This window comes from Roseisolibacter agri, assembly GCF_030159095.1.
GTDB lineage: Bacteria > Gemmatimonadota > Gemmatimonadetes > Gemmatimonadales > Gemmatimonadaceae > Roseisolibacter > Roseisolibacter agri.
In genome coordinates this window covers 200821-213890 of sequence record NZ_BRXS01000007.1, presented here as the reverse complement: position 1 = coordinate 213890, position 13070 = coordinate 200821, and the positions used below count along the sequence as shown (strand labels likewise).

Here is a 13070-nt window from a genome sequence, read left to right as displayed (position 1 = left end):
TACCGCTCAGCGCGACGTGGAAGCGGCGGTCGCCTTGGCGACTGGGGCAGCGGCGGGCGCCGGCGTCGGCGCGGCCGTGGGCGGCACCACGGGCACCGGCGCCTTCTGCGCGCTGTCGGAGGGCTTCGCGGGCGCGGACTGCTTCGGCCGGCCGGGGAGCGTGACCGTCTGCAGCGTCGCGGCGTCGGCGGGCGCGGCGAGGAGCACCTCGTCGCGCGGCTCCAGGCCGCGGGCGACGATCACCTCGTTGTCGTTCATCAGGCCCGTCTCGATCTCCTGCCGCACGACCGAGCCGCCGCGGCGGCGGAAGACGAAGGTGCGGCCGCTGTCGGCCTGCACCGCCTCGAGCGGGATGAAGCGCGCCTTCTTCACGACCGCCGTCTGCACGGCGTTCGACGTCGTCATGCCGGGGCGCAGCGTCGTGTCCGACTGCATCACCTGCACCTTCACCTCGAACACCTTGGCGTCCGTGTTCGGGCGCTGCTCGCCGACGTTGGCGACCGCGGTGACCTTCCCCGTGAGCACCTTGGACGGATCGGAGTCGAGCGAGAGCTTCACCTCCTGGCCGACCGCGAGCTTCCGCACGTCGATCTCGTTGACGTAGGTGATCGACTCCATCTGCGTCAGGTCGGGGAGCGTCGCCACCGTGGGCTCCCACGGCGAGACCTGCGAGCCGACGACCTTCTTCCGGCCGTTCCACTCCTTGGCGTAGATCACCATGCCCGGCGCCGGCGCCTTGATCGTGAAGGCGCCCACGACGTCCTGGATGATCTTGAGCGTGTTCTTGTGGCGGTCGAGGTCCGCGCCGACCTCGCGCATCTTCGCGATCGCCTGCTGCGTCTTGGTCGCGTAGTCGCGCTTCGCCTGCGCGAGGGCGCGGTCGGCCTTCTGCAGGTCGATCTCCGCCTGCCGGCGCACCGAGGGCGCCTCGTACTGCGCCTGCTCCTTGGCGATGCGCTTCTCCTCGAGCGCGAACTCCAGCGTGCGCAGCTCCTCGCGCGCCTTGGAGAGGTTGAGCGTCGAGTCGAGCTGCGCCTGCGTGTACTGCGCCTCCGCCTTCTGCACGTTGAGCTGCACCTCGTTCAACTTGCCGGCGGCGGCGCCGCGATCGAGCTCCGCGACCATGTCGCCCGCCTTCACCACCGTCCCCTCGGGGACCAGCGTCGCGATCTTGATCGGCTGGTAGATCTGCGCCTGCGGGAGGTTGGGCGGCCCCTGCACCTGCACCGACTTCACGGCGCGCAGCTCGCCCGTGGTAGTGACGGTGACCTTGAAGTCGCCCTCCTTCACCTGGACGACGAGGGGATCGGTCTCGGGCTTCGCGGCGCCGAGGGTGCGCCAGGCGACGAGGCCCGCGATGGCGACGACGGCGGCGGCACCGGCGGCGAGGACGGGGCGCGAACGGGGAAGGCGCATGTGCGGCGGGGGGAAGCGACGAACGGGGAGCGAGACCGCGGCGGCGCGGCCCCAAGCGGCTGCTACTATGCACTTCGTTGCGGCCCCGCGGAAGAGCGCATCGTACCGGCGAGGCGACGCTTCGACACGCCCCGTGGCGCAAAGGGTTTCGTCGTCCGGCGAACCCGGCCGCCGTCCGCCGGGACCATCCCTTGCACATGCGCGCGGTCCCGTGCGCGGCCCGTCCGCGCCGGCCATCCGATGCACCCCGCGCGGCAGGCGCGCACGATCCATCACCGGAGGGCAGATGACCACCCAATCCGACATCGCCGCGGCGCTCCAGCGCCAGGGCGTCAACGTCTACGGGCTGCAGGTGAGCGGCTCCGAGGTCCGGGGCACCGTGGGCACCGAGGCCGACCGCGACAAGGCGCAGCAGGCGATCCGCGCGGTCGCCTCCGACGCGCAGGTCAGCCTCCAGGTCAACAGCGGCTTCGCCGACCAGGCCACGCGCAGCGGCGAGGCGACCGCCGGCCGCACCTACACCGTGAAGGCGGGTGACACGCTCTCCAAGATCGCCAAGGACGTCTACGGCGACGCGTCGCAGTGGAAGAAGATCCACGCGGCCAATCGCGACGCGATCCCGAACCCGGACATGATCCACCCGGGCCAGGAGCTGCAGCTTCCCTGAGCCGCGGCGGGGCCGGATGCGACGCGGGGGCGCCGACCAGCCGGTCGGCGCCCCCGCGTGCATTCTCCCTCCGTCGCCAAGCCGCGCGCAGTCAGACCGCCACCGGCTCCTCGGCGCCCTGCTCCGCCGACTCGGTCGGATCGGCGACGTCCCACTCGTTGCCGCACTTCAGGCACTTGCGGTAGCTGCCGCGCGTCTTGTTCTGCTTCGCCTCCGCGCCCTCGTAGCCGCACTCGGGGCAGACGTCCTTCACCGGCTTGTCCCAGACGACGAAGTCGCAGTTGGGATAGTTCTCGCAGCCGTAGAAGATCTTGCCGCGCGCCTTCGACTTGCGCTGCGAGATGTCGCCGCCGTCCTTCGGGCACTTCACGCCCGTCGGCAGCGCGCGCGTGCCGCGGCACTTCGGGAAGCGGCTGCAGCCCAGGAAATCGCCGCTCTTGCCCTGGCGCAGGTACATCGGCGCGCCGCACTCGGGGCACAGGTACTCGGTCACCACCGGCGGCTTGCGCTCGCCCGTGATCGGCCGCGTGTACTTGCAGTTCTTCGGGTGGTTCTCGCACGCGACGAACGGGCCGAAGAAGCCCGCCTTCGGCACCAGCTTCCCGCCGCACTCCTTGCACCGCTCCGTCTCCAGCGCGGAGAGGTCGTGCGCCTCGGCGATCAGCAGGTCGAGGTCGCGGTCGTGCAGCTCCTCGGAGAACGGGCCCCAGAACTCCTGCAGCGCGGTGCGCCAGTCGACCGTGCCGCCCTCGACGCGATCGAGCTCCCCTTCCATGGTCGACGTGAACTGCACGTCGAAGATGGCCGGGAACTTCTTCACCATCACCTTCTCGACCGTCTCGCCGAGCGCGGTCGGGAAGAAGCGGCGCTGCTCGAGCAGCACGTAGCGGCGGTCGGCGAGCACCGAGATGATCGACGCGTACGTCGACGGGCGGCCGATGCCGAGGCGCTCCAGCTCCTTCACCAGCGACGCCTCGGAGAACCGCGGCGGCGGCTGCGTGAAGTGCTGCTGCGGCACGATCTCCTTCACCGGCACGCGCTCCCCCAGCTCCAGCATCGGCAGCGCCTGCTCGTCCTCGAGCGCGACCGAGTCGCCCTCCTCGCGCGCCTCGCGGTAGAGCGCGAGGAAGCCCTGGAACTTCACGACGCTGCCCGTGGCGCGGAACGCGTACGACGACACGCCCGACGCGTAGGCCGCACCCGACGTGGGCTTCAGCTCGAAGTCGACGGTGGTGGTATCGAACACCGCGGGCGCCATCTGCGACGCCATGAAGCGCTTCCACACCAGCTCGTAGAGCTTCAGCTGGTCGGCCGAGAGGTACTTGCGCACCAGCTCCGGACGGCGCGTCGGATCGGTGGGGCGGATGCCCTCGTGCGCGTCCTGCGCGTTCGTCTGCTTCGTGCTGCCGTACAGCTGCAGCCCCGGCGCGAGGTAGTCCTCGCCGAAGAGCGTGCGCAGGTGCTCGCGCGCCGCCGTCGCCGCGCTCTCCGCCACGCGCGTCGAGTCGGTACGCATGTACGTGATGAGGCCGACCGCGCCCTCGGGGCCGAGGTCGATGCCCTCGTACAGGTCCTGCGCGAGGCGCATCGTGCGCTTGGAGCCGAAGCCCAGCTTCTTCGCGCCCTCCTGCTGCAGCGTGGAGGTCGTGAACGGCGCCTGCGGGTTCTTGCGACGCTCGCGCCGCTTCACGTCGGTGACCGGGAAGATGTCGCGCCCCGCGAGGTCCGCGAGGATCGCGTCCGCCTGCGCGGCGTTCGAGATCTCGGGCTTCTTCCCATCGACGTGGTGGAGCTTCGCGGTGAAGGGCTGCGTCCCCTTCTCCAGCTGCGCGGTGACCGACCAGTACTCGACCGGCAGGAACGCGCGGATCTCGCGCTCGCGCTCGACGATCAGGCGCAGCGCCACCGTCTGCACGCGGCCGGCGGAGAGCCCCTTCTTCACCGTCTTCCAGAGCACCGGGCTGGCCTTGTAGCCCACCAGGCGATCGAGGACGCGGCGCGCCTGCTGTGCGTCGACCTTGCCCGAGTCGATGTCGCCCGGCTGCTCCATCGCCCGCGCGATCCCTTCCTTCGTGATCTCGTGGAAGAGGACGCGCCGGATGGTCGGCTTGGGGCCGCGCTTGGGCGTGATGAGGTCCGCGACGTGCGCGGCGATCGCCTCGCCCTCGCGGTCAGGGTCGGTCGCGACGAAGATCTCCTTCGCGTCCTTCGCGGCGCTCTTCAGCTCCGCGATCGTCTTCTCCTTGCCCGCGATCGGCTCCAGCTGCACGTCGAAGCCGTGGTCCACGTCGACGCCCAGCTTCTTCTCGGGCAGGTCCATGATGTGGCCCACGGTCGCGCGCACCTTGTAGCCGCGGCCGAGGTACTTGCCGATCGTCTTCGCCTTCGCCGGCGACTCGACGATGACGAGGGAGGTCGTGCCCGGAGGCGTCGGCTCCTCGTCCGCGGCCGGATCGAAGGCGGCCGCCCGGGCGCGCGTGGTCCGCGCGCCGCCGGCGGCGGTCGCCTTCTTGGCCGTCGTCTTCTTCGTCGCTGTCTTCTTGGTCGCCATGGTCCCTAGTGTACCGTCGAGGACTCGGCCGATCCGCCGAACGCGCCGTCGATCAGCGCGCGGAGGTCGTCGACCGCGATGCGTCCATCTATTTGAACGAGCGCCCGCTCGATCACGTGTTCGAGCTCGGCGACCGACCAGCCGGCCGCCGCCCTGCGTTGGATCAGGTGGCCCCACGCCTCGCTGGAGAAGCGCGCCCGCTCGTGGGCCGCGGGGATGCGGAGCGCGGGCGGAGCCGGCGGGACGGCGTCCGCCGATTCTGCGGCGCTCGCCGCCCCGATAGCCGGATCGGCCGCGCCCGCCGGTCGTGCGGCCGGCGCGGGCCCCCCGTTTCCAGGATCGCCCGCGAAGGCGGACACCACCGTATCGATCCGACGCGCGTCGTACCCCCGCGCCGCCAGATACACCCGGACCGCCCGGAGGTCCGCCGAGCCGTCGAAGCGCTCCCGCAGCTCCTGCAGCAGCGCGTCCAGGCCCTCAGGGGCGAGCCCCTCGGGCGACGGGTCGTCGCGATCCGCCGTCATGCTCCTCCCTCCGCCGCCCGGACCAGCGCCGCCACCCGGTCGGCGACGCCGGCCGGGTCGAGCCCGTCGGTGTCCACCGTGAGGTCGGCCGTCTCGTAGGCCGCCGACCGGCGCGCCAGCAGCGCGGCCAGCGCCGCCAGCGGATCGTCCGCGTCGGCCAGCAGCGGCCGGTCGGCGACCGCCGCACCCAGCCTGGCGAGCGCGGCCGCCGGCGTGGTCCGCAGGTAGATGATACGCCCCGCCGGCCGCAAAGGTGCCGAGGCGGCCGAGTTCGCCAGCCAGCCGCCGCCGGGCGCGAGGACCATCGCCGGCGCTGCGGCGAGCTCGCGCGACAGCACCGCCTCCCGCTCCCGGAACGCCGCCTCGCCGTCGCGGGCGAACTGCTCGGGCACCGACGCCCCGATCCGCCGCGCCAGCTCGACGTCGAAGTCGAGGAAGGGGCGACCGAGGGCCGCGGCGACCAGCGGGCCGACCGTGCTCTTCCCGGCGCCCGGCAGCCCCACGAGGATCACGTGGCGGGCGCTCACGCGCCCGGGTCGGAGGCGGCGGGGGCGCCGGCCGCGTCGGGGGCGTCCTCGGGGAGGCGGGCGCGGACCTGCGCCAGGTAGCCGTCGACGTTGCGCGTCAGCTCGGCCAGCGAGTCGCCGCCGAACTTCTCGAGCACCGCCTGCGCGAGGACGAAGGCCGCCATCGCCTCCGCGATCACCCCCATCGCCGGCACGGCGGTCACGTCGCTCCGCTCGGCCGCCGCGGCGGCCGGGGCGGCCGACTTCACGTCGATCGTCTGGAGCGGGCGCATGAGCGTGGCGATCGGCTTCATGGCGACGCGGACGAGCAGCGGCTCGCCGTTCGTCATGCCGCCCTCGAGCCCGCCCGCCCGGTTGGTGAGCCGGCGGACGTTCCCCGCCCGCTCCCGCCCCGGCGCCAGCGCGATCTCGTCGTGCACGTCGGCCCCGCTGCGCCGCGCGGCCTCGAAGCCCAGCCCGATCTCGACGCCCTTCACCGCCGGGATCGAGAGCATCGCCTGGCCGAGGCGGCCGTCGAGCTTGCGGTCCCAGCTGACGTGCGAGCCCAGCCCGACCGGCAGCCCGGTCGCGACCACCTCGACGATGCCGCCGAGCGTGTTCCCCGCCCGCTTCGCCTCGTCGATGCGGGCGATCATCGCCTGCTCGGCCGCCGAGTCGAGGACGCGGACCGGCGAGGCGTCCGAGGCGGCATTGAGGTCGGCGGGCAGCTCGAACGGCTCGCAGTCGATGCCGCCCAGGTGGACGACGTGGCTGCCGATCCGGACGCCGAGCTCCGCCAGCAGGCGCCGGCAGACGGCGCCGACGGCGACGCGCATCGTCGTCTCGCGGGCGGAGGCGCGCTCCAGGATGTCGCGGGCGTCGGCGCGCTCGTACTTGAGGACGCCCGTCAGGTCGGCGTGGCCGGGGCGGACGCGGGTCAGCGCGCGGCGGCGTAGATCCGGGTCGCTCTCGCGCGGCGCCGGGTCCATCACGTCGACCCAGTTCTTCCAGTCCGCGTTGCGGACGAGCATCGAGATCGGGCCGCCCAGCGTCTCCCCCGCCCGCACGCCGCCCAGGAACTCGACCCGATCGGTCTCGATCTGCATGCGGCGGCCACGCCCGTACCCCTGCTGCCGCCGCGCCAGGTCCGCGTCCACGTGCTCGGCCAGGAGGGGCAGGCCCGCGGGCATGCCTTCGAGGACGGCGACGAGGGCGGGGCCGTGCGATTCGCCGGCGGTGGTGAAGCGGAGGGCGGACATGCGACGGGAGGGAGGGGTCCGGCGGGGGCGAGCGAAGCAAAGTAACAGTGTCGCGGCCGGCGCCACCCCGCAGCGGGCTGGACCGTGGTGGACTGGCAGGCGGCGGAACGGCGACGGCGCCGGCCCCCTGGAGGGCCGGCGCCGTCGGGTGCGCGGGGCGCGGGACCGGGCGGTCCGCGACCTATCGGCGCGAGAAGGACGGGGTGCAGCCGGAGTTGAACTCGCGCTCCAGCGGGACCACCACCACGCCGCGCGCCGAGGCGCCGACGAGGACGATCTGGCCGTTCGGGCGGAGCGAGGCCTTGATCGGCCCGATGATCGGGTCGCGGATCTCGATCGTGCCCAGCTTCTGGTAGCAGTAGCTGTCGAAGACCTCGATCTGCGGCGTCATGGAGGCCGAGAAGGCCAGGCGGCGCCCGATGTCCGGCGTGAAGGCGCCGGAGCCGGCGTTCAGCGGATGGAAGTCGAAGCCCGCGTTCGGGCCGCCCGTCGTCTGCATCAGCCCCTGCAGCCGCAGCTGCTGGTCGATGATGTAGGTGGAGTCGCCGCGGATCGCCGAGAGCGCGCCGTCGAAGTTGATGGCGACGCCCCGCACCGACGAGAAGGCGTTGGCGATGTAGTCCGACACGTCGCGCGGGCGCGAGATGCCGCGGTCGATGACCGGCGTCTCGAAGAGCCAGGTCCGGCCGGCGATCTGGATGTCCTCCTGCAGCCCCGGATCCGCCTCGAAGCCGATCGCGCGGCTGCCGCGCACCGAGCCGCCCTCACCGAGGATCGCGCGGGCGAAGTTGCCCGAGTTGCGGACGAAGGTGGTGTCGCGGAAGGCGAGCTTCTCGACCTCGACCTCGATGCTGTAGAGGCGGCGCGAGCCGTCGAGCCCCGTGAGCGTCTGGATGAACGGCACCAGCGTCACCATCTCGGGCGGCTGCTCGCAGGTGCTCGGCAGCCGGTACGAGGGGTGGGCGGCGAAGCGCTCGACCTCGAGGGTGTCGGCGCGGCGCGCCGCCGTGCCCATCGCCTGCTCGAAGAAGAAGTGTGACGTGCAGCGCGTCAGGTTCTCCCAGCGGATCGTGCCCTTGTTCGGGAACGGCGTCGTCTGGCCGGGCGTGGGCGTGGTCGAGTAGACCAGCTTCACGTCGCCGCAGCTGTCGCCGTTGGTGCTGAACGTCTCGCACGTGGCGGCGAGGAACTGCGGGCGGTCGCTGAAGTCGTAGACCTTGCGGGTCCGCATGATCTCGCCCGTCGTGGCCGAGAGCTCGCTGGTGACCGAGTAGGCGATGATGTTCGGCAGCGGGTAGCGGTAGACCTCCGTGCCGCCGCCGTCCGCGCCCACCTGGACGTAGCTGATGTTCGTGCCGCCCGAGTTCGCGACGAGGAGCGTGTCGCCCTGGACGCCCGCGCGGCGGCGCGGCCAGCCGACGATGCCCCACGGCCGCGAGCCGACGACGATCGGCTGCTCGAACGCCTGCCGCGAGAGGCTGAACACCTCGACCTGGTTGCGATCGATGTTGGTCAGGTAGAGGCGGTCGTAGCGGTTCATGTACACGCCGTCGGCGAGCAGGCCGCCGTTCGGCAGGTCGCGCGTGGCGCCCGACACCACGAGCACCGAGTCGACGCGGTCGGCGCCCGAGGCCATGCGCGTGTAGGCGCGGCGCTGCGCCATGTTGGTCGCGAAGGCGCGCACGTAGACCGGCGCCGGCAGCGTCAGCGACGGGAGCCGGAAGCGGAAGGTCGCCTCGGCCACCGTCAGCTGGCCGGAGAGCACGGTGGAGTCGGCGAGCAGGACGCGCTTCTGCACCGTGTCCACGATCTCGAAGCCGAGGACGCGGATGCCCGTCGGGTCGCTGGCGGAGACGCGCACCGTGTCCTGCGTCTCGACGCGGCGCGTGACGCCCGACGTGACGACCGGCGTGCTGTTGACCGCGGTGATCGGCTGCACGGCGAACGACGTCGGCACGCCGGTCGCGCGCTGGCCGAGCGAGTCGATGACGAACGGCGTGACCGTGAGGACGCCCGTCTGCGCGGTGGCCGGCACGACGAGCGTGTCGAGGATCGACACCGAGTCACGCAGCGGCTCGCGGAAGAAGGTCGAGTCGCCGGCGGTGAAGCCGGGGCCCGTCGCGGTGTAGCCGACCGCGCGCACCTTGAGGCGCGCCGACGCGCTGAACGAGAGCACGCCCGACTTGCCGATGACGAACAGCGATCCGGGCTGCGGCGCCGTGAGGCGGACCTTCGGCGGCTCGAGGTTGCCGGTCGCCACGCGCACCGACGTCTCGGCCGCCGCGTTGCCGGCGCCGTCCGAGGCGCCGCCGGTGACGGTGATCTGCGTGCCCGCCGGCGTGCCCGCGGGGACGCGGAAGCGCACCGCCTGCGTGAAGTCGGTCACGGCGCTCGTGAACGCCGTGTCGAGGCCGACGATGGTGGTGTCCTTGCCGATCGGCAGGCGCTGCGTCGCGACGACGCGCACGCGCTTGAGGCCCAGATTGTCGCGCGCGGTGATCTGCACCGCGATGGTGGAGTCGTTGCCGCTGCCGGCGGTCGCCGGCGCGAGCGCGACCGCGGGCGGCGTGCGGTCGCTCTCGGCCCCGCCGGTGATGGCCGAGGAGGACGCGTCGCCGCAGGCCCCCAGCGCGCCGCCCAGGGCAAGCGCGCCGACCGTGCGGAGGACGCGCGTCGGGAAGTGGATCGTCGCCATATGCTCGGATCTCCCCGGGTCAGCGGCGCGGAGCCGGGATCGGGGCGGGCTCGCCCTCGTCCAGGATGTACGGCGTGACCAGGATCAGCAGGTCCTGCTTGCGCTCCTCGCTGCGCGTCTGGCCGAAGAGGCGGCCGACGAACGGCAGGTCGACGAGGAACGGGATGCCCGTCTTGACCGTGAAGGTCTTGGTGACCGTGAGGCCGCCGATCGCCGCCGTCTCGCCGTCGCCGACGAGCACGCGGTTCTCCGCGCGCTGGCGGTTGAAGACGACGCCCACGTCGGTGGTCGACAGCTGCGCGTCCGAGTTCTCGGCGCTCACGTCGAGGACGATGCGGCGGTTGTTCGTGACCTGCGGGACCACGCTGAGGCGGATGCCGGCCTCCTCGAGGCGGACCGTCGCGCGCGGCTGCCCGCCGCCGAACGCCGCGCCGGAGCTGGCGTCGATCACGCGGATCGGCACCTGCTGACCGACGAAGATCTCCGCCGGGCGGTTGTTCAGCGTGACGATGCTCGGCTCCGACTGCACGTCGGCGAGCTCGCTCTGCTGCAGCGCGTTGACGAACGACGTCAGCTGGAAGCGGCCGAGCGTGGCCGAGTAGATCAGGTTGAGCGCGGAGGGCTGCAGCGCCGTGTTGGCGTTGGCGAGCGCCGACAGCGCGTTGCCGCCGAGGGCGATGCGGTCGCCGGGGAACGGGTCGCCGCCGCCCATCGCGTCGGGGACGCCGTCGCCGTTGGTGTCCATCGGCTTGCGCGTCGAGGGATCGATGCGCTGCACGAGCTGCTGGAAGAACTGCTGCGTGCCCGTGCCGAGGTCGTACGAGACGCCGATGTCCTCGAGGCCCGTGCGGTTGACGAAGAGGATCTTCGCCTTGATCGCGACCTGCGGCGTGCGCACGTCCAGCTCGCGGACGCGGGCGACGATCTCGGGGATGTTGGACGGGACGTCGCTGATCAGCAGCTTGTTCGTCGAGCGGTCGGCGGTGACGGCGCCGCGGACCACGCAGCCCATCGGGACGCCCTTCTGGTCGCCCTGGTTGCTCGACATCGACGTGGCCTGCCCCGGGTTCTTCGCCTGCTGGGCGGCCGCCGCGGCGGCGACGTCGCCCGGCGCGCACTCGCGCGAGAGCAGCGTCTGGATCAGCGGGACCAGCGAGTCGGCCTTGGCGTAGTTGATGTCGATGATCTGGGTCGCCACCGGCTCGGTCGCGCGGTTGCTCGCCAGGTTCTTGTAGCTGTCGACCGTGATGATGCCGTTCTTGCCGTCCTCGCTGAGCGCGAGGCCCTGCGAGCGCAGGAGCGCGCGGAGCGCGACGTCCCACGGCTGGTCCTTGATCTCGGCCGTGATGTTGCCGACGACGTCCTTGCCGACGATGATCGTGCGGCCGGAGAACGCGGCGAACGCGGCGACGACGTCGCGGATGTCGGCGTCCTGGTAGGTCACCGTAAGGCGCGCGCCGTCGCGGGCGACGGCCTCGCGCTGCTCCTTCTGCGCGCGCGTCTCGCGCTCGGCCACACGCTCGGCCTCGCGCTGCTGCGGCGCGGGAGCGGCCGTCGCGGGCACGGTCACCGCCGGCGCGGGCGTCTCGCGGCGCGGGGCCGGCTCGCTCGGCGCGGCGGGAGCCGCGGCGACGTAGGAGTCGGTCGGGCGGCCGGCCTGCCAGGGGGCGAAGGCGGCGCCGCTCTCGCCCTGCACCACCAGGCGGACCGCGCCGTCGACGCGCTCGACGCGGTAGGTGCGGGGGCCGTCGAGCTCCACGACGACGCGGACGACGCCGGCCTTGAACTGCGCGAGGCGCACGTTCTTCACGCCACCGCGCGACGCGCCGTCGTAGCGCGCCCCGCCGGCGACGGCGAGCGTCGCGCCGTTCAGGTCGAGCACCACGCGGCGCGGCCCGTCGAGCACGAAGTCCTGCACCGTGACCTCGCGGTCGATGCGGATGAGGACCGCGGCCGCGGCGTTGTCGCCGGCGACGACGCTGACGCCGGTGACGGCGGCGCGCGCATCGAGGGCGGGCGTGTGGCGCGCGATCGGGTTCGTGATCGCGACCAGGGTGATGGGCGCGCGAACGGTCGTCGCAGGGACGGACGCGAGCGCGGGGGTCGCGGCCGTGACCGCGGCGGTGAGCAGGGAGCCGACGCCCCTCATGGCAGCCTCGTAGCGGTAGAGTCCTGAAGCCCCAGGATCTCCTGGCGGCTGAAGCCGAGCTCCTCGATCGTGAACACGACGTGCTTCTGGCGGATCTGCGCCACGCGCATGCGGCCGAGCAGCTGGCCGGGGCGGACGCGATGCTGCTTCCTGGTCGTGGAGTCGCGCAGGATGGCCACCGAGCCGGCGCCGCGCGGATCGTAGACGACCGCGACGAGCCGCAGCTCGCTGGGCATCGGGCGGATCACCGACGTCGAGATCAGCGCGCGGAAGGGATCGCGGCGCGCGCCGCCGCCGTAGGCGAACACCTCGCGCTCGATGGTCGCGGTGGTGGGCGTCGTGTCGCGGCGGACCGCGCGCACGGCGGGGCGCACCGGCGTCGGCGCGGCTGCAGCGGCCGTCGCCTTCGCGACCGGCTCGGCCTTCGCGGACTTCGTGGCGGTCGGAGCGGGCGTCGCAGCCGGCGTCGCAGCCGGCGTCGCAGCCGCTGCGGGCTTCGCGGCCGCCGCCGTCGCCTTCACGGCTGCCGCCTTCGCGGGCGTCGCCACCACCGTCGGCTCCTCGGCGTGCGCGCCGAAGAACAGCCAGCCCGCGGAGGTGAGCGTGAGCGAGAGCGCGACGCCCAGCAGCGCGAGCCGCCGCGCCTGGGGATTGAGGGTCACGGGAGCACCTCTCCGGCGCGCGAGGCGCCGCCGGGCGCCGCGGTGTGCGCCACGTAGGTCTGGAGCGTCACCGTCGCCATCAGCGGCTGCACGGTGGGGGCGGGAGCGCCGGCGGGGCGCGCCGCGGCCTGCGCGCTGTTCTTCGCCTGCGCGGGCGCGAGCGCGAACGTCACCGGCGCCACGATGCGAGGCAGCGAGCCGACGTTCGCCATGAAGGAGGTCAGCGCGTGGTAGCTGCCGACCACCGTCACCTTGTAGCGGTGCGTGTCGAACTGGTCGCCGCCGATCACCGGCTCGGGCTGCACGCCGCCGATCTCGAGGCCCGCGCGGCGCGCGGCCGTCGAGACCTCCTCGAGCACCGCCGGCACCTCGTGCGCGGTCGGCACCAGCTGGCGCAGCACGCCGAGCGTGGCGCGCGAGCGCGCGGCCTGCGCGCGGAGCGTCTTCGCGGTGCCGCGCTTCAGCTCGCGCATCGCGCGCTCGTTCGTGTCCTCGAGCCGCTCGACGCGCGCGCGCTGCTCGTCGAGCTCCAGCGCGCGCGCGCTGTACGGGTAGAGGTAGTAGTAGACCCCCAGCCCGCCGGCGATCAGCGCCACGGCGAACTTGATCTGGTCCTTCTTCTCGGTCGGGAGCAGCGGCAC

The 13070-nt window shown here is 72.9% G+C and carries 10 protein-coding genes; 1 reads left to right on the top strand and 9 read right to left on the bottom strand.

From position 1 onward, the window contains the following. Window positions 1–6: 6 nt before the first annotated feature. Window positions 7–1416 carry an efflux RND transporter periplasmic adaptor subunit gene (locus tag rosag_RS22035; protein WP_284352338.1) on the bottom strand — a complete coding sequence of 470 codons (1410 nt, stop codon included), beginning with the start codon at window positions 1414–1416 and terminating at the stop codon, window positions 7–9. Between the two features lie 286 nt (window positions 1417–1702). Here rosag_RS22035 and rosag_RS22030 point away from each other — a divergent pair, with 286 nt between their 5' ends. After that, entirely contained in the window at window positions 1703–2083 is a 381-nt protein-coding gene (locus rosag_RS22030) for a LysM peptidoglycan-binding domain-containing protein (protein WP_284352337.1), read from the top strand. Window positions 2084–2174: 91 nt separating this feature from the next. Here rosag_RS22030 and topA read toward each other — a convergent pair whose 3' ends face one another. The 8 genes from topA to rosag_RS21990 form a co-directional block, all read right to left on the bottom strand. Continuing rightward, window positions 2175–4634, bottom strand: a complete 2460-nt coding sequence (gene topA, locus rosag_RS22025; protein WP_284352336.1) for a type I DNA topoisomerase — start codon at window positions 4632–4634, stop codon at window positions 2175–2177. Between the two features lie 5 nt (window positions 4635–4639). After that, window positions 4640–5158 (bottom strand): hypothetical protein, encoded by a 519-nt coding sequence (locus tag rosag_RS22020; RefSeq protein WP_284352335.1) that lies wholly within the window; start codon window positions 5156–5158, stop codon window positions 4640–4642. Then, window positions 5155–5685 (bottom strand): shikimate kinase, encoded by a 531-nt coding sequence (locus rosag_RS22015; protein WP_284352334.1) that lies wholly within the window; start codon window positions 5683–5685, stop codon window positions 5155–5157. The genes rosag_RS22020 and rosag_RS22015 overlap by 4 nt, the downstream gene beginning before the upstream one ends. Then, window positions 5682–6923: a chorismate synthase gene (gene aroC / locus rosag_RS22010; RefSeq protein WP_284352333.1), complete on the bottom strand. Its 1242-nt coding sequence runs from the start codon at window positions 6921–6923 to the stop codon at window positions 5682–5684. Before aroC ends, rosag_RS22015 begins: the two co-directional genes overlap by 4 nt. A gap of 181 nt (window positions 6924–7104) precedes the next feature. After that, on the bottom strand, window positions 7105–9618 hold the full coding sequence (locus rosag_RS22005; RefSeq protein WP_284352332.1) for a hypothetical protein: 2514 nt from the start codon (window positions 9616–9618) through the stop codon (window positions 7105–7107). A 19-nt stretch (window positions 9619–9637) separates the two neighbouring features. Next, window positions 9638–11767, bottom strand: a complete 2130-nt coding sequence (locus rosag_RS22000) for a type IV pilus secretin family protein (RefSeq protein ID WP_284352331.1) — start codon at window positions 11765–11767, stop codon at window positions 9638–9640. Then, on the bottom strand, window positions 11764–12429 hold the full coding sequence (locus tag rosag_RS21995) for a hypothetical protein (RefSeq protein ID WP_284352330.1): 666 nt from the start codon (window positions 12427–12429) through the stop codon (window positions 11764–11766). Before rosag_RS21995 ends, rosag_RS22000 begins: the two co-directional genes overlap by 4 nt. After that, window positions 12426–13070, bottom strand: coding sequence for a type IV pilus inner membrane component PilO (locus rosag_RS21990; protein ID WP_284352329.1), 645 nt, complete (start codon window positions 13068–13070; stop codon window positions 12426–12428). The genes rosag_RS21995 and rosag_RS21990 overlap by 4 nt, the downstream gene beginning before the upstream one ends.